The organism is Caulobacter sp. 602-1, assembly GCF_003931565.1.
Lineage (GTDB): Bacteria > Pseudomonadota > Alphaproteobacteria > Caulobacterales > Caulobacteraceae > Caulobacter.
This window is the reverse complement of record NZ_RRYI01000005.1, coordinates 335,409-350,892: the sequence shown is the minus strand read 5'-3', so window position 1 is coordinate 350,892 and position 15,484 is coordinate 335,409. Positions and strand designations below refer to the sequence as shown.

General features: G+C 68.2%; 18 protein-coding genes. 10 read left to right on the top strand and 8 right to left on the bottom strand.

The window, feature by feature from the left end; translation table 11 throughout:
* Positions 1-42: 42 nt before the first annotated feature.
* The 3 genes from EIK80_RS17080 to EIK80_RS17070 all read right to left on the bottom strand — a co-directional run bounded on the left by EIK80_RS17080 (position 43) and on the right by EIK80_RS17070 (position 2,370).
* On the bottom strand, positions 43-1,071 hold the full coding sequence (locus EIK80_RS17080) for a FecR family protein (RefSeq protein ID WP_125158203.1): 1,029 nt from the start codon (positions 1,069-1,071) through the stop codon (positions 43-45).
* Positions 1,071-1,712, bottom strand: a complete 642-nt coding sequence (locus EIK80_RS17075; protein WP_125158202.1) for an RNA polymerase sigma factor — start codon at positions 1,710-1,712, stop codon at positions 1,071-1,073. Before EIK80_RS17075 ends, EIK80_RS17080 begins: the two co-directional genes overlap by 1 nt.
* 280 nt (positions 1,713-1,992) lie before the next feature.
* Positions 1,993-2,370, bottom strand: coding sequence for a helix-turn-helix domain-containing protein (locus EIK80_RS17070; RefSeq protein WP_125158201.1), 378 nt, complete (start codon positions 2,368-2,370; stop codon positions 1,993-1,995).
* 98 nt (positions 2,371-2,468) lie between these two features.
* On the opposite strand from EIK80_RS17070, the gene EIK80_RS17065 reads away from it, so the two are divergent.
* The 3 genes from EIK80_RS17065 to EIK80_RS17055 all read left to right on the top strand — a co-directional run bounded on the left by EIK80_RS17065 (position 2,469) and on the right by EIK80_RS17055 (position 4,734).
* Positions 2,469-3,047: an FMN-dependent NADH-azoreductase gene (locus EIK80_RS17065; RefSeq protein WP_125158200.1), complete on the top strand. Its 579-nt coding sequence runs from the start codon at positions 2,469-2,471 to the stop codon at positions 3,045-3,047.
* Between the two features lie 63 nt (positions 3,048-3,110).
* Entirely contained in the window at positions 3,111-3,722 is a 612-nt protein-coding gene (locus EIK80_RS26435; RefSeq protein WP_199743520.1) for a DsrE family protein, read from the top strand.
* Positions 3,723-3,804: 82 nt separating this feature from the next.
* Positions 3,805-4,734: an SDR family NAD(P)-dependent oxidoreductase gene (locus EIK80_RS17055; RefSeq protein WP_125158199.1), complete on the top strand. Its 930-nt coding sequence runs from the start codon at positions 3,805-3,807 to the stop codon at positions 4,732-4,734.
* A gap of 37 nt (positions 4,735-4,771) precedes the next feature.
* Here the strand turns inward: EIK80_RS17055 and EIK80_RS17050 are convergent, their stop codons facing one another.
* The 3 genes from EIK80_RS17050 to EIK80_RS17040 all read right to left on the bottom strand — a co-directional run bounded on the left by EIK80_RS17050 (position 4,772) and on the right by EIK80_RS17040 (position 7,505).
* Entirely contained in the window at positions 4,772-5,185 is a 414-nt protein-coding gene (locus EIK80_RS17050) for a nuclear transport factor 2 family protein (protein WP_158624717.1), read from the bottom strand.
* 133 nt (positions 5,186-5,318) lie between these two features.
* Positions 5,319-6,134, bottom strand: coding sequence for a sensor histidine kinase (locus tag EIK80_RS17045; RefSeq protein ID WP_125158197.1), 816 nt, complete (start codon positions 6,132-6,134; stop codon positions 5,319-5,321).
* A 177-nt stretch (positions 6,135-6,311) separates the two neighbouring features.
* Positions 6,312-7,505, bottom strand: coding sequence for an alpha/beta fold hydrolase (locus EIK80_RS17040; protein ID WP_125158196.1), 1,194 nt, complete (start codon positions 7,503-7,505; stop codon positions 6,312-6,314).
* Between the two features lie 234 nt (positions 7,506-7,739).
* On the opposite strand from EIK80_RS17040, the gene EIK80_RS17035 reads away from it, so the two are divergent.
* From EIK80_RS17035 to EIK80_RS17025, 4 genes are all read left to right on the top strand, one after another.
* Entirely contained in the window at positions 7,740-8,723 is a 984-nt protein-coding gene (locus EIK80_RS17035) for an alpha/beta fold hydrolase (RefSeq protein WP_125158195.1), read from the top strand.
* Entirely contained in the window at positions 8,723-8,875 is a 153-nt protein-coding gene (locus tag EIK80_RS26145; protein ID WP_158624716.1) for a hypothetical protein, read from the top strand. Before EIK80_RS17035 ends, EIK80_RS26145 begins: the two co-directional genes overlap by 1 nt.
* A 214-nt stretch (positions 8,876-9,089) precedes the next feature.
* Entirely contained in the window at positions 9,090-10,013 is a 924-nt protein-coding gene (locus EIK80_RS17030; protein WP_199743519.1) for an MBL fold metallo-hydrolase, read from the top strand.
* A gap of 113 nt (positions 10,014-10,126) precedes the next feature.
* Entirely contained in the window at positions 10,127-11,059 is a 933-nt protein-coding gene (locus EIK80_RS17025) for a LysR family transcriptional regulator (protein WP_125158194.1), read from the top strand.
* Here the strand turns inward: EIK80_RS17025 and EIK80_RS17020 are convergent.
* Positions 11,056-11,604 carry a carboxymuconolactone decarboxylase family protein gene (locus EIK80_RS17020; RefSeq protein WP_125158193.1) on the bottom strand — a complete coding sequence of 183 codons (549 nt, stop codon included), beginning with the start codon at positions 11,602-11,604 and terminating at the stop codon, positions 11,056-11,058. The genes EIK80_RS17025 and EIK80_RS17020 overlap by 4 nt on opposite strands.
* A 235-nt stretch (positions 11,605-11,839) precedes the next feature.
* Between EIK80_RS17020 and EIK80_RS17015 the strand changes: the two genes are divergently transcribed.
* From EIK80_RS17015 to EIK80_RS17005, 3 genes are all read left to right on the top strand, one after another.
* Positions 11,840-12,952: a Gfo/Idh/MocA family protein gene (locus tag EIK80_RS17015; RefSeq protein WP_125158192.1), complete on the top strand. Its 1,113-nt coding sequence runs from the start codon at positions 11,840-11,842 to the stop codon at positions 12,950-12,952.
* Complete coding sequence (locus tag EIK80_RS17010; protein WP_125158191.1) at positions 12,952-13,986, top strand: NAD(P)-dependent alcohol dehydrogenase; 1,035 nt, start codon at positions 12,952-12,954, stop codon at positions 13,984-13,986. Before EIK80_RS17015 ends, EIK80_RS17010 begins: the two co-directional genes overlap by 1 nt.
* A gap of 80 nt (positions 13,987-14,066) precedes the next feature.
* On the top strand, positions 14,067-14,522 hold the full coding sequence (locus EIK80_RS17005) for an AraC family transcriptional regulator (RefSeq protein ID WP_158624715.1): 456 nt from the start codon (positions 14,067-14,069) through the stop codon (positions 14,520-14,522).
* A gap of 275 nt (positions 14,523-14,797) precedes the next feature.
* On the opposite strand, the gene EIK80_RS17000 is transcribed toward EIK80_RS17005, so the two are convergent.
* Complete coding sequence (locus EIK80_RS17000) at positions 14,798-15,418, bottom strand: FMN-dependent NADH-azoreductase (RefSeq protein WP_125158189.1); 621 nt, start codon at positions 15,416-15,418, stop codon at positions 14,798-14,800.
* Positions 15,419-15,484 lie beyond the last annotated feature (66 nt).

Genomic DNA, 15,484 nt, shown 5'->3' with positions numbered 1-15,484 from the left:
GAAAATCCGCACCAGATTGTCGCAAAAACTATCGAGCGCTGCTCATCGCGCCCAAACCACCTCCCATTCTTTCTCGCCACGCCTGGCCAAGCGCACCGGAAGCAAGAGCCCCAGGGCCCGCCCAAATCGGGGTATGTCGTCGGCCTTGAAGCGACCGCTGATCCGCAATTGGGAGATCTTTGGCTCGCGGACAATCAGCCTCCCCGCCCCCCGACTACTGAGGACCCTGGCCGCCTCCGCGAGCGTGACGTCCCTGAAGTCGATGTAGTCTTCCTGCACGATCGGGACGCTGCCCAGATCGATGGACGACACGCGCGGAGCCTGCCCCTCCTGGACGAGCAGTTGCTGACCCGGCCGCAGGAGCGTGGGCGGCGTTGTCGCGCCGACCGGTCGTACCGACACGCGCCCCTCCACGAGGACCACGCCGACTTCCGGCGGCCGCACAGTCACCTCGAACCGCGTACCAAGGGCGATGATCTCTTGCCGAGCGGCCGTGACGGCGAACGGTCGCGACGCATCGTGCGCCACCTCGAAGACCGCCGCGCCACGCACCAGCCGCACATTCCGCCCCCCCCCGGACAAGCTGACCCTCGTGACACTGTCGGGCCCCAGGCGCATCCGGGTGCCGTCGGCGAGGCTGAAGCTCTGGCTCACACCATGGGCGGTGGCATACTGTATGCCTTGCTCGACGGGGGCGGATGCGCCCGCCGATGTGGCCGGATGCGTCGTTGGATTCGGGCGAAGAAGCGCCGTCCCCAGGAGTCCGCCGATCGTTAGGACGGCCACCGCGGCCGCGGCCTTGGGGATCCAGCGGTACCGCGACGGGCCAGCCAGGCGGGCGTCGGCGCGCAAGGCCGCGAGAATTTCATCGTCCTCGCTGTCGTCGAAGTCTCGCCAGGCCGCCTTGGTGTTGATCCAGGCCTCGGCATGGCTGGGATCGGCCGCCAGCCACTCGGCCAGCACCGTCGCGTCGAGGTCCGCCGCGCCATCGGCCTGGCGGTAGGCGAACAGCGCGGCGGCGGCGGACGGGTCCATTGCCATTACGCCATCAAGGGTGAGAACGTCGCGCATCAGACCGACCTCCTCCGGACGGCGCTCAGGTGCTGCATGGCCTTGACCATGTGCTTTTCAACCGCGCTCACGGAGATGCCCAGCTGCAGCGCGATCTCGCGGACCTTGCGCCCCTCCAGCCGGTGAAGGACGAAAATCGTGCGCGTGCGGTGAGGCATGGCGAGGAGCGCCTCCGTGGCCGCCCGCAGGGTCTCTTTGCCGGCGAGAATTCTGTGTGGGTCGAAATCATGATCGCCATGGCGCTCGGCGTCGAAAGGGACGTGAGCCTCGGCCTTGCGGGCAAACCGCCGCCGCGCCCGGTCCGCCAGGACGTTGGCGGCGATCTGAAAAACAAAGCCGCCGAGGTGCTCGATCGGTTCTTCGCTGTCGCGCGCGGCTATCCGGGTAAAGACCTCCTGCACCAGATCGTCGACTTCGGACGCGTCCGGGACCCGGTTGCGGAAGTACCGGGCAAGCCCCTGACGAAGCGGGCCCGCCTTCTCTAGGATCGGGCGGCCGTTCACGCGACCACAGACAACGCGTGGGGTGGCGTCGGTCCGGCGGCGGGCCGCCTCATCGGGACAGGTTGCGGCAAATTCCATCGTGCTGAGGTCGCGGCCGCGCGACGAACCCGCATCATTTTTGCCCGAACAGCCGCGCAAAGACGCAGCGCCGGTTCGAGACGGCCACCCGGCGCCGTCGCGCCGGAACCCGATATGCTTCCTGCAGCGTTCACGTCGAAAGCCCGCCTGCCCGCCCCGCACGTCGCCATAGCATGCCGTCCGCGCCCACCAGAACGGGGCCTTCGCCGACGCGCTATCGAACTATACCGTCGCGCCAGGCGCGCGCGCGCAAGATATTCTGCAGGCGCGGCAAGGCCGCAACGATCTGTCCTGGCCAACAAGAGTCGGCAGCCAGGCGACGATGCCGGGAGAAAGGTTGTCAGTCGGGCGGAGCGCTGACCGCAGCGTCGTAACGTTCGCGGTGAGCGTCGACCTCATCGATGTGCTGGACGGCCCAGTCGCCCAGCTTCACTCCCTGCTCGGTCAGTGAGGCGCCAAGGCTCGTCAGCGCGTACTCGACCTGCGGAGGGACGCTTGGATGGACGGTGCGCGTCACCATACCGTCGCGCTCGAGGCCCTTGACCACCCTGGCCAGCATCTGCTGGGAAATTCCGTCGACGTCGCGCCGCAATTGGTTGAAGCGCCGAGCGCCTGCCCCGAGCGCCATCAGGACAGGCAAGGTCCAGCGATCTCCCATGTATCCCATGAGAGCATTCACGCGTTGGCAATTAATAGGATTATGCTGCTTGGTGGTCATATCCGTATGACTTAGTTCTATACTTATGCGCTCTTGGATTGTTTTCGCAATTTTTCTACATGAACGGCAGATAAAACCAAGAGCCGAGCGCTCACCTCATGCGCTTACTTCACATCGACTCCAGCGTGCAAGGCGCGAACGCCCCAAGCCGGACCCTTTCAGCCCTGATCGTGGAACGGTTGACCGCGGCCGCGCCGACTCTCCAGGTGACCTATCGGGACCTATCAGCCCTGCTCTCGCTCGACGCGACGCCGGAACGCGGCCCGGAGCCCGACGCAAAGGTCCTGGAAGAGTTCCTGGCCGCCAATATCGTGGTGATCGGCGCGCCGTTGCACAATCTCGGCCTGCCCAGCCCGCTCAAGGCCTGGATCGATCGAATCGTGTCGGCCGGCGCAACCTTCCAATACGGACGCAACGAACTGGCTCTTGGCCTGGCCAGCGACAAGTGCGTTGTCATCGCCTATTCCCGGGGAGACGCCGATGCCGCCGGGCCATTCGGCGCTGGCGATGAGCATGCCGCGAGTCATCTGCGCGCGGCGTTCAACTTCTTGGGCGTGGCGGACGTCGAGTTTATTGCCGCCGAGGGCCCGCCGCTTGGTCACAACGCACTCAACACCGTGACGCGGGTCAGCGAAGAGGTCGACAACATCTTGTCGACGTTCAAGTCCGCGGCTTGAAGCGGGCACCGCGCTGGCCGCCATGCGGCCCGCTCAGCCCCCGACCTCGCCGCTAGACGCGGCATGGTCGCCGCGGCGCGCCTGACTTGTCACGCCATCAGCCCCTTCGACACCGGCGAGGATGACGCCTTTCCGTCCAATCGCGCCCCGCCCCTGCATGGGATTGCTAATCGGCGCCGCCTCGGTCGAACACCAACCGCCGCGGCCGTCAGCCCCCTGTCGAAAAGGATCAGCGTTGTGCCGAAACTTCCCGAAGGCCTCACCATCGACATCCCGGTGCGCATGGACCACGTCAAATCGGTCCACAGCATCGGTTCGCTCGAGTTCGAAGGCGATCTGCCCGCTTCGATCTTTCACCTGCAGCTGATCCTGGGCGATGTCGCCGACTGGAAGGCGCAGGCCGAGATCATCGCCGTCTTCCACACCAACGCCGGGCACGTGACGCTGAATGACGCGGCGTACAACCGGGCGCGCAATATCGACACGGGCAACCCCTACAAGGGGCTCGTCGCAGGCCTTGTCGACAGCGGCGCCAAGATCGAGTTGTGCGGAGCCACCGCCAAGGTCAACGGATGGGTCAATGCCGATCTGCTGCCCGACGTGAAGATCAATCTCGACGCCATGGCCCGTACGATCCAGCTCGTCCAGCAGGGCTTCGTCAAGATCAGCGAATAGCTCTCCAAATTCACGCCGCGCCAGGCCGCATCCGCGCCTGGCGCAGGCCCGTTCCCCTCGCCATCAAACTAGGTGCACCCACATGGTCGCGATCTCGACTCCCTTTGGCTTCAGCTCCACAGCCGCAGAGGTTCTGCGGGGTGTGGACCTTCATGGTCGACGGGCCATCGTCACGGGCGGCGCGGCGGGGATCGGGGTCGAAACCGCGCGCGCCCTGGCCGTGGCGGGCGCCGAGGTGACCCTGGCGGTGCGACGGCCGGAGGCCGCCCAGACCGTCGCCGCCGAGTTGCGCGAGACGACCGCAAATTCCCGCATTCTGGTCAGCCGCCTGGACCTGTCGGATCTGCGCTCGGTGGCTGGGTTCGTCGACGCCTGGAGCGGCCCTCTGGACATGCTGGTCAACAACGCCGGCATCATGGCCATTCCAGAGCTTGAAAAGACGGCTCAGGGGTTCGAGCTTCAGTTCGGCACCAACTATCTGGGCCACTTCGCGCTGACCTGGGGTCTGCATGCCGCCCTGGCCAAGGCCAAGGGCGCGCGCGTCGTCGCGCTCAGCTCGCTCGGCCACCTGTTCTCACCGGTGGTGTTCGACGACCTGAACTTCGACTTCATGGCCTACACGCCGATCGGCGCCTACGGTCAGTCCAAGACGGCCACGGCCCTGATGGCCGTGAGCGTCACCCGTCACTGGGCCGCCGACGGGATCGTGGCCAACACCTTGCATCCCGGCGCCATCGCAACGGCGCTTCAGCGACACACGGGCGGTCTGAGGACACCGGTCGAACGCCGCAAGACGCCCGAGCAAGGCGCGGCCACGTCCGTCCTCCTGGCCGCCTCGCCGCTCGTCGAGGGTGTCGGGGGCCGCTACTTCGAGGATTGCAACGAAGCGCGTCCCGTCGCGCGCCGTCCTGCCGACCTCACCGGCGGTTACGCGCCGTATGCGCTCGATCCGGACAACGCCGAGCGGCTGTGGCTTCTCTCCCAGAGATTGATCCGCGAGGCGATGGGCTGACGCGCCGAAAGCCCGCGCCTCGCAAGATCACCCTCAATCAGGTCGCGCTTTCCAGGTCGAAGAGGGTGCGCCGGAGCACCAGCTCACGGATGACCCATGACTGGCCGTGCCGCACCCAGACCTCGTGATAGTGACCATAGCCCTTTAGCCATCGTGCGGGTTCGGCGCCCACGCGGGGAAACGCGATGCGATCCGACATCGCCCATATCGCCTCCACGGTGTCAGGATCGCGCAGAACCAGTTCCGAGTTGCTGACCCTGTGGCTCGAGCGCGCGCCGGCGAGGAAGTCGGCGACGCCTCGAAGCCAGGCCTCCAGCGCCTCGAAGCGATATTCGATCGCGCCGTCGACATCGTAGAACTCGAAATGCGCCTCGGGATGAAAAAGCGCGGCGAGCCCGGCCCAGTCCTTCGTATCGACGAAACGGCAGTAGCGGGCCTTGCCCTGGCGCACGGCCTCCGCAGTGGGGTAGTCAACCAACATCGTCTTGCCTTTGAACGGCCGCTGGCCAAATCGCGCCAGCCGACCTTGCTTAGGCCCGATCAGCCTAGGTCGATTGGACGTCTGGGCGCACGGCCGCCAAATCTCAAGTCGCTCGACATGTCGGCAGGACCAGTGCGATCGTCGTGCCTTGGCCGGGCGTGCTCTGGACGTCCAGGCGCCCGCCGAGGTCTTGCACGAAGCTTTCGACAATCGACAGGCCAAGGCCCGGAACGGCGCCGCGAGGCGCGAAGGCCGGATCGAACAGCCGCCGCAGCGCTTCGGGGCTCATACCCTGACCGCTGTCGCGGACACGCAACACGGCATAGCCGCCTTCGGGGATGCTGGGCGCGTCGATTTCGATATCCAGACGCCCACCGGCCGGCATGGCCTGACGCGCATTGACGACGAGATTGATCACGACCCGCTCGAGAAGAAGACCACAGCAATCGATGTGCGCCACCCGAGCGTCATCGCGAATGGTCACCTCGACCCGCGGCCCGGCCGTCCAGCCGATCAAGGGGCTCAACGTCTTGATGAGCCCGCCTAGGTCGACGGCTGCGGTGGTCGCCGGTTCGGCGCGCAGATGGCCGCGAATCCGGGCGGTGATCGCCCCTGCCCGCTCCGTGGCCGCCAGGATTTCACGCACAAGGAGGCGCGCCTCGGGCGAGGCGTTTTGATCAAGGCGCCGCTCCAGCAGGGCCAGACCGGCGCAGATGCCGCCCAGGGCGTTACCGATATCGTGGGCGATGCCGGCGGACATCAGACCAAGGCCAGCCAGACGCTCCAGCCGCGAGCCTTCGGGCTGCAGCACCTCGCATGCGGACACCTCTCCCGTCGAGGTGTCGACAAAGCTCGTGAACGCCACCCGGGCGCCGGGCCCCGAGGCGTTGCGGGTGGTGAAGGATCCTCGCGCTTTCATCGGGCGTCTCCTCGAGCGGCGCTGAGCCGTTGGCCTTCAGCGTGGGCCCGAGGCGTGGCCGGGTCTTTGCAAAATGGGCGGTGAACTAGCCCGCCTCACGACACTTCACGAAACTCCACGGCAGCTCCGACAAGCGCGCGGTCAGACATGTCGATGGGGCGCTGGAGCAACGATCGTTCACGCTTTTCCGGCGGCTTCGGCGAGCTCCCGCAGAAGCGCGGCCATCCTGGCGAGCGTCGGGTCGGCCTCGCCAGGCGTCCGGCATCGGGCGCCGGCCCGGACGGGATCCTCAAAAACGATCTCGGCAAGGCCCCCGCCGTTTTCCGAACGCACCAGCAGGCGCAGGGGAAGTTCAATCGCCAAATCCGGCGTTTGGGCCATCAGCGGCGTTCCCACGCGCGGCGAGCCAATCAACAGCACAAGCGTCGGCGCGAGCGCGAGCCCGGCGGCGCGCGCGGCGGCCGCGTGGTCGATCCTGGCGAAGACCGTCAATCCGTGCTCCGCGATGGCCGCCTCCAGGCGGGCAAGGGTCTGCGCGTAGCCGAAGGCGCTGGGCGCCTTCACCAGGGCCGAAGGCCCCGTCCCGCCCTCGAGCAGGTCCTGCGCCCTTTCCGCCTCCGGGCCCTTGCCGGCCCAGGCGGCAATGACGCCGGCGACGTAGGCGGCATCCTCCCGCCTTTCCAGAAGGTGACCCCTGTCGCCAAGGCTGACGAAGCTCTTGGGCTGAACCGCAGTGTCGAAGATCGCCATCGCAGAAGCCATTGGCACGATCGGATCGTCACTGGCGTGCATGACCAGCAACGGCCGCGCCAGGGCGTTGATGCGGGCGGCTTGGCTTTGGCTGCGTAGATCCTCAAGGAACTGACGCCGGATAAGGAAGGACTGACCGCCCAGATGGACCAGCGCTTCCCCGCGGGTCTCGATTTGCGCGGCGGCGTCCCCGAGCAGCACCTCGATCTCCCGAGGTTCGAACGGCGAAGCCAGGGTGACGACCTGCTCGACCCCCTTTAGCTGTCCAGCCGCCGCCAGCACCGCCGCGCCGCCCAGGCTATGCCCGATCAGCAGCCGGGGCGCGCGCCCAACCTTTCTCAGAGCTTTGGCGGCGGCGACCACATCGGCGACGCTGCCGCTGAATGTGCTGTCAGCGAAGTCGCCCTGGCTTTGCTCCAGGCCCGTGAAGTCGAAACGCAGGACGCCAATTCCCTCGGCGGCCAGAGCGCGCGAAACGTAGACGGCGGCGCGTGAGCTTTTGCTGCAGGAAAAGCAGTGGGCGAAGACGGCATGGCCGCTTGGCGGGCCGCTGGGCGTCTCCAGGCGACCGGCCAGGCGCTGTCCTTCAGCACCGTCGAATTCGAAGACCTGCGTGCCCATGCGGACCTCCTGACCACCGCCCTCGTTTACCCGAGCTCCGGCGTCCTGGATTGGACGGCTAAGCGCCCAATCCAGGACGCGCCGAGAATGCGGTCGCACGCCCTCTCACGCGCCCTCACACCTCCCCACTGCGAGCCTCGTCCATCCTGGCGCAGGCTGGACACGTCGCCGGGGATGACCTGCGGCGCCAGGCGGCGGCCAAGTGCGCGCGCCGCGCAGCAGAGGATGTGCGCAATGCAATCTCAACTCCAAACTTCGGGCGCTTCTCGCCGTGGCCTGATGGCGGCCGGCGCCATGGTCCTGGCCGTCGCGGCGAACGCGGGCGGGCCGGCCGTCGCCGCGCCCGTCAGGCACGCCGGTTCGCGTGGGACGGGTTTCGCCACCGCCAAGGACGGCGCTCAGATCTTCTACAAGGACTGGGGCGCGGGCCAACCGATCGTCTTCAGCCATGGCTGGCCGCTGACCAGCGACGACTGGGACGCGCAGATGATGTTCTTCGCCGACCACGGCTACCGGGTGATCGCGCACGACCGCCGGGGCCATGGCCGTTCCTCGCAGACCTGGGGCGGCAACGACATGGACACCTATGCCGATGACGTGCGCGCCGTGGTCGAACTGCTCGACCTCAAGGACGCGATCCACATCGGCCACTCGACCGGCGGCGGCGAAGTCACGCGCTACCTGGCGCGCTACCCCGATCGCGCCGCCAAGGGGGTGATCATCGGCGCGATCCCGCCCGTCATGGTCAAGAAGGACAGCAATCCGGAGGGAACGCCGATCGAGGTTTTCGACGGCTATCGCAAAGCCCTGCTCGCAGACCGGGCCCAGCTCTATATCGACATCCCCACCGGCCCCTTCTTCGGGTTCAACCGCCCCGGCGCCAAGGTCAGCCAGGGCCTGATCGACAAGTGGTGGCTCCAAGGCATGATGGGCAGCGTCAAGGCCCATTACGACTGCATCAAGGTCTTCTCGGAGACCGACTTCACCGAGGACCTGAAGAAGATCGACTTGCCGGTTTTCGTGATGCACGGCGACGACGACCAAGTCGTGCCCTACAAGGACGCGGCCCTCAAGTCCGCCAAGCTCCTCCCCAAGCCGACCCTCAAGATCTACCCCGGCTATCCGCATGGCATGGCCACGACCAACGCCGACGTGATCAACGCCGACATCCTGGCCTTCCTGAAGGGCCAGGCGGTTCCGGGCGCGAGCCAGGTCTGATGCCGGCGCCCGACGAACGGGACGGCGTCTCGCCCTTGGAGGCGCTGCTGGACGAGTCGCTGTCGGAGAGTTTCCCGGCGAGCGATCCGATCAGCCCGTACATGGCGCGCCCCGAACCACCTTGGGAGGACGGGCAGCACTTGCCCGACTGAAGCGCCCCACAAATGGACCTCCCGCAGCCTGCGCCGCGCCGTTCCCTCGGCGCGGCGTCTTTGTGTCCGCGAGGCCGGCCGCAGCGGGCTTCACGACGCCTCTCGGCGCCTCACAGCGTCCCGCTGCGCTTCGGGGTCCTCCTGGACCTAGGCTGAAGACGTCCGGTGGCGGCTAGGCTCGCCACGCGCACGGCCCTTATCGGAGCTCACGATCATGACCTCGACCTATCGGCGCGCCATGCCCGCCCTCGCCGCAAGCGCCCTGATCGCCTTGGCCTCGGGCGCCAGCGCCAGCCCCTATTCGGTGATCAACCATGCCGCGGCGACCTCGAAGATCAAGGTCCACGCGCTTCGCGGCGGCGTCAGCATGCTCGAAGGCTCGGGCGGCAACATCGGCGTGCTGGTCGGGCCCGAGGGTCTCTTCCTGGTCGACACCGGCATCGCGGTTTCGGAAGCCAAGCTGAAAACCGCCCTGCGGGGCCTGTCCCGGAAGCCCCTGCGCTACGCGGTCAACACCCACTGGCACTGGGACCATACCGACGGCAACGGCTGGGTCCGCCGGGCTGGCGCCCAGATCATCGCCGAGCGCCACACCCTCGATCACCTCAAGCACACGATCCGCGTCGAGGAATGGGAGCACACCTTCACGCCGGTCCCGGCCAAGGATCTGCCCACCCAGGCGGTTCAGGCCGAAAAGCTCGTCGCCTTCGGCTCCGATCGCGTGCGCATCCGCCCCTACATGCCCAGCCACACCGACGGCGACCTCTCGGTCTACTTCGAGAAAGCCGACGTGCTGGCGACCGGCGACACCTTCTGGAACGGCGTCTACCCGTTCATCGACTATGTCGGCGGCGGCGGGATCGACGGCGCGATCAAGGCCGCCGACGCCAACCTGGCCATGGCCGGGCCGCGCACGATCATCATTCCGGGGCATGGACCGGTGGCCAATCGCGCCGACGCACAGGCCTTCCGCGACATGCTGGTGACGATCCGCGGCCGGGTGGCCAAGCTGAAGGCCGAAGGCAAGACGCTGGCCCAGGCTCAGGCGGCGCGCCCGACGGCGGACTTCGACGCCAAGTGGGGCCAGTCGATCATCAACGGCCAGCTGTTCACCGCCCTGGTCTATCGCGGCGTCTGACCCGCCAACGCCGCCATCCCGGGTGGCGAAGTCAAACGCACTCGACTATCTGCCACGTCCGACCTGGCCGGGCCCTTGACCGGGCCCGGCCTTCTTTTCTTGACGGAGCTCCGATGGATCGCTTCGACGCCATGTCCACCTTCCTCGCCGTTGTCGACACGGGGAGCTTGTCGGCGGCCGGACGCAAGCTGGCCGCCCCCTTGACCACGGTCTCGCGCAAGGTCGCGGCCCTGGAACGACGGCTCGGCGTCCAGCTTCTCGTGCGCACCAGCCGGCGCGTCGAACTCACCGAATCCGGGCGCCAGTACGCCGCCTCGGCCCGGCAGATCCTCCTTACGCTCGACGAGGCCGAGCAGACGGCGGCCGGCGAGTACCTGGCCGCGCGCGGCGAGCTCAGCGTCACCGCGCCGACCCTGTTTGGCGAGCTGCACGTGATGCCGGTGCTGAACGCCTTCCTGACCGAGCATCCCGAAATCGACCTGCGGCTCCTGCTGATCGACGCGCCGATTGATCTGGCGGAAAACCATGTCCATGTGGCCGTGAGAATCGGAGAGCTCGCCGACAGCGCCCTGATCGCGCGCAAGATCGGCGCCTCGCGCTCGATCACCTGCGCCAGCCCCGATTATCTGCGCCGGCGCGGCGAACCGCTGCGGCCCGCCGACCTGGTCGACCACGAAGGCGTCACGTTCCGGGGATTTTCGCCGTTCCAATGGCGCTATGTCGATGGCGACGAGACGGTCGTGGCCGAGCCTCGCGGACGTGTCGTTCTCAACTCGGCCGCCGCCGCCATCCGCGCCGCCGAGGCCGGGCTGGGCGTGACGCGAGCGCTGGACTACCAGGTGGCCGAGGCGCTGGCGCGAGGCTCCCTCAAGGCGATTCTGACGCCTTTTGAGGCGCCCGCCCTGCCGATCAACCTCGTCTTCGCCAAGCAGGACCGGGCGCCCTTGAAGGTTCGCGCCTTCATGGACTGGGCGGCACCCAAGCTGCGCGCGCGGCTGTTGGAGGCGGGTGTTGGCCCCGGCGCGCGCGCAGCCCTGCCGGCTTAGGCGGCGCGGGTCGCCGGGGCCGTCGCCGGGAAGTCGACGGGGGTCTTGAAGACCTCGTTGAGATAGTTCGTCAGGACGTTGAGGCCGACATTGGCGACGATCTCGACGATCTCGCCGTCCGACCATCCGGCTTGCCGGACTGCTTCGATATCCTCGGGCGCCACCTCGCCGCGGCTCACGGCGACCTTGCGGGCGAAGGCGATGGCCACGGCCTCTGCCGCGTCGCTCGCCGTGCCCTGGCGCGCGGCCTCGATCTCGGCCGGGTCGAGTCCCGCCCGCTTGGCCCCGAATGTGTGGGCCGCGTTGCAGTAGTCGCAGCCGTTGACGTTGGCCACCGCCAGCGAAATCCGCTCGCGGGTCGCCTGGGCGAGCACGCCGCCGGCCAGGTCGCCGGAAAGATCCAGCAGCCCCTTTAGGACCGCGGGGCTGAGACCCGCCAGGCGAAAGACATTGGGCACGGCGCCGAACTTGGCGGCGACCGCCTCGAGCAGCGGGCGGGCGGCTTCGGAGCTGGCTTCGATGGAGTGCGGAATGGCGACGCGCATGCTGATCTCCTGTGATGGCCTGGATCGCGGCGACGTCGCCGCGCTTCTGACATGGGTCAGTCGACCGTCGAGCGCCCTGCCGCTGGGCGAGAACCATCCTCCCGAAAACCTGAAGCCTGGACGAGCGGCGGCCTCCCGCAGGGTGGAAGGCTTCCTTCCGAGAAACGCGCCTCCCACGGATCATCGCCGCGGCCTACCTGCGGGCTTGGCCCTTCCCGGGCAGGAGATCGCAAACATGTCCCAAACGCGCGCCCCCATCGGCGTCGGCGTCATCGGCGCCAGCCCCCGCAACCCCGGATGGGCCATGGCCGCCCACATTCCCGCCCTTCGGGCCCTGCCCGGCTTCGCCCTGCGCGCGGTGGCGACCAGCTCGCCGGCCTCGGCCGCGGCCGCCACCGAGGCCTTGGGCGTTCCGGCCTACGACAACGCTCAGGCGCTGATCGACCAGGCCGACGTCGACCTCGTCGTGGTCGCGGTGAAGGTGGCCGACCACTACGCCCTGACCAAGGCCGCGCTGGCCGCCGGCAAGATGGTGTTGACCGAATGGCCGCTCGGTGTGGATCTGGCCCAGGCCGAGGCTCTCGCGGCCCTGGCCCAGGCCGCGGGCGTGCGCACTTTCATTGGCCTGCAGGCGCGCTTCGCGCCCCAGGTCCGCTATGCCCGTGACCTGATCGCATCCGGCGCGCTTGGCCGGGTGCTCTCCACCTCGCTGGTCGGCTCGGGCATGATCTGGGGCGATGCGATCCCGCCGAACTTCGCCTATACGCTCGACCACCGGGCGGGCGCGGGCGTTGGCCCCGTGGCCCTCCTGCACGCCCTCGAAGCGCTGACCTTCACGCTGGGTGATTTCCGGACAATCGACGCCACATCCGCCATCGGTCGCCCACGCGTCCGCGTCGGAGACACCGAGGAGACGGTGGAAGCCTCCTCGCCAGACCACATCGCCGTGAGTGGAATCCTGGCGGACGGCGCAGTGGCGTCGGTGCTCTATCGCGGCGGCGCGGTCCGCGGTCCCAATCTCCGTTGGGAGATCAACGGCACGCAAGGCGACCTGGCCATCACCGCCGAGTTCGGCAACTTCCAGGTGGCCGACCTCAAGATCGAGGGCGCCTGGGGTGAGACGCCCCGAATGTCGGAACTGGCTTTGCCGGCTGCCTACCGCGATGGCGAGGCTGGCGCGGCGGAGGGGTTCGGCGCCAACACCTTGCGGGCCTACGCGGCCATCGCCCACGACCTGACGACGGGTGAGGTCACGGTCCCCGACTTCGCCTACGCCGTGCGTCGCCATCAGCTGCTGGCGGCCATCGAGCGTGCGGCCCGCGACGGCGTGCGTCAGGAGATCGCGTGATGGCCGGGGAGAGCATGCGCCAGTGGGAGGCGCGGCCGGGGCAAGCCCCGACCTTCGAGCTCACGTCGACCGCCCAGCCCACGCCCGGCCCGGGCGAAGCCTTGGTCAGGATTGACGCCGTGTCGCTGAATTACCGCGACATCGCCATGCTGGACGGTGAACTCGCCGCGCCTTCGGGGCCGCCCGTGCCCGGATCCGACATCGCCGGCGAGGTGGTCGCGGTCGGGCCGCAGGTCACCCGGGTCGCGGTCGGTGACCGTGTGATTGATGCGGACAACACCGATTGGATCGACGGGCGTCCGCCGCAGGACGCCAACGCCGTGCCGGTCCTCGGCCGCCTGGCCGAGTTCGCGGTCATTCCCGCCGCCCAGCTGGTCCGCGCGCCGACCAGCCTTGACGCCGCCGGCGCGAGCACGTTGCCTGTGGCCGGCTCGACGGCTTGGTTCGCGCTGGTCGAGGAAGGTCGGCTGCACGCCGGCCAGACCATCGTCGTCCAAGGAACAGGCGGCGTGTCGATCTTCGCCCTGCAGCTGGCCCGTGCGCACGGCGCGCGGGTCATCGTGACATCCAGCAGCGACATCAAGCTCAAACGCGCGATGGCCTTGGGGGCCGACCACGTGATCAACCGCGTCCTGGAGCCGGAATGGCAAAGGACGGTCCTGGAGATCACGGGCGGCCGCGGGGCCGATCACGTGCTCGAAATGGCGGGAGGCGACAATCTGGCGCGATCGCTCGAGGCCGTGGCGCTGGGCGGCCGCGTTTCGCTGATCGGCCTTCTGGACGACGCGCAGATGCGCGCGCCCATCGTGCCCCTGCTCTACAAGAGAGCCACGCTGGCGGCGATCGCCGTGGGGCATCGGCGCGCCCTGGAAGACCTGGTGCGGGCGGTCGACAACCTGTCCCTGAAGCCGCAGATCGATGGCCTGTACGGGTTCTCCGATGTCCCGCAGGCCTTCGAGCATCTGCGGAAGGGGCCGTTCGGCAAGGTGGTGGTCTCGATCGCCTCCGAAGCCTCGACGTCTCACGCCGCCTAACGGCGTCTGGCATGCGTCCAGTCAACCCCGGAGCGATGCTTGGCCTGTCGGCGTCAAGCCCGGCTCCGGGAACGTCCCCCATGCAAACCCATTACGCCCCTAGGTTCCTTCGCCCGATCGCCGGGGTCGCGAGCACACCTAGCGCCGCCGTGCGATATGGCTCCGAAAGCGCAGCCCGTGCCCATCGTCCCGCCCTTGCGCCTTGGCAGGCGCGGCGTATCGAGGCCTTCGTCGCGGCCAATCTGTCGGGCGCCTTGCGCGTGCCGGATCTGGCCGCGGTCGTCGGGCTCAAACCCCGCTATTTCACCAAGGCCTTCAACGGCAGCTTCGGCGTTTCACCGCACGTCTACGTCGTCGAGCGACGGATCGAGCAGGCTTGCGTCATGCTCCGCGACACCAACGAGGCCTTGGCCCAGATCGCGGTGAGCTGCGGCCTCTACGACCAATCGCATATGACGCGGATCTTCCGCCGGCTGCGCGGCGAGACCCCCGCCGCGTGGCGGCGCTCGCGCCTTGCGCCCCGCCGCGCGGCCTGACTTCGGCGACACGGCGTGCGGTCACGCGGCGAAACCCGCGTAGGACACGCAGATGCAAACAGCGCGCTCGGAGCTTAGGGCTCCGAGCGCGCTTTGCTATCGGCGGGCCGCGAGGGCGGGCGGCGGTTATGTCGGGAGGGAGGCCGCTCCGCCGGACAGGGGGAGGAGACGGGCGGAGCGGCCCACGAACGCCCCGGGGGGAGGCGTCCGTAACGCGACTATGATCTCGGCGGCCGGGCGGCGATTGGATGTCTGCGCGCTGACGAAGGCCGGGCTCAGGCCGCGGCGTTGAACTGGCGGACAAGCGCCGCGATGTCCGACCGGGCGCCTTCGAGGGCTTCAGTCCGCGCCGCGGGGCCAAACGCCACCCCCTCCGCCCGAACAAAGGTCACGTCCGTCATGCCGATGAAAGACAGCAGATGGCGCAGATAGGGTTCCTGAAAGTCGGCCGAAGCGTTCGGCGTGGCGGTATACTGTCCGCCCCGGCTCTCGACGACGATGACGCGCTTGCCGGTGATCAGGCCCGTCGGCGCGCCACTGTCATAGCTGAAGGTCTCTCCGGCGCGGATGACGTGGTCAAACCAGGCGCGCAAGGGCGTGGCGATGCCGAAGTTGTACATGGGCGAGCCCAGGATGATGGCGTCGGCCGCGCGCAGCTCGGCGATCAGCGCGTCGGAGAGCGCCCGGGTCGCCAGCTCGGCCACGGACTGGGGTACGCCGCGCACGCCGGCCAGGGTCGCGGCCGTCAAGTGGGGGATCGGCTCGGCGCCCAGGTCGCGCCGGGTGACCGACAGCGGTCCATCGACCTGCTCGAGCGCGGCGATCACGTCCTCCACGAGCGCCCGCGAGACCGAGTCCGGAGTGATGCTGCTGTTGATGGCCAGAACGTTCGGCATGGCTTTCTCCTTTTGCGCCCCCTAGATGTCGTTTCGGATGGCGGTCGGGCAGCCCGCGTTTTCGCG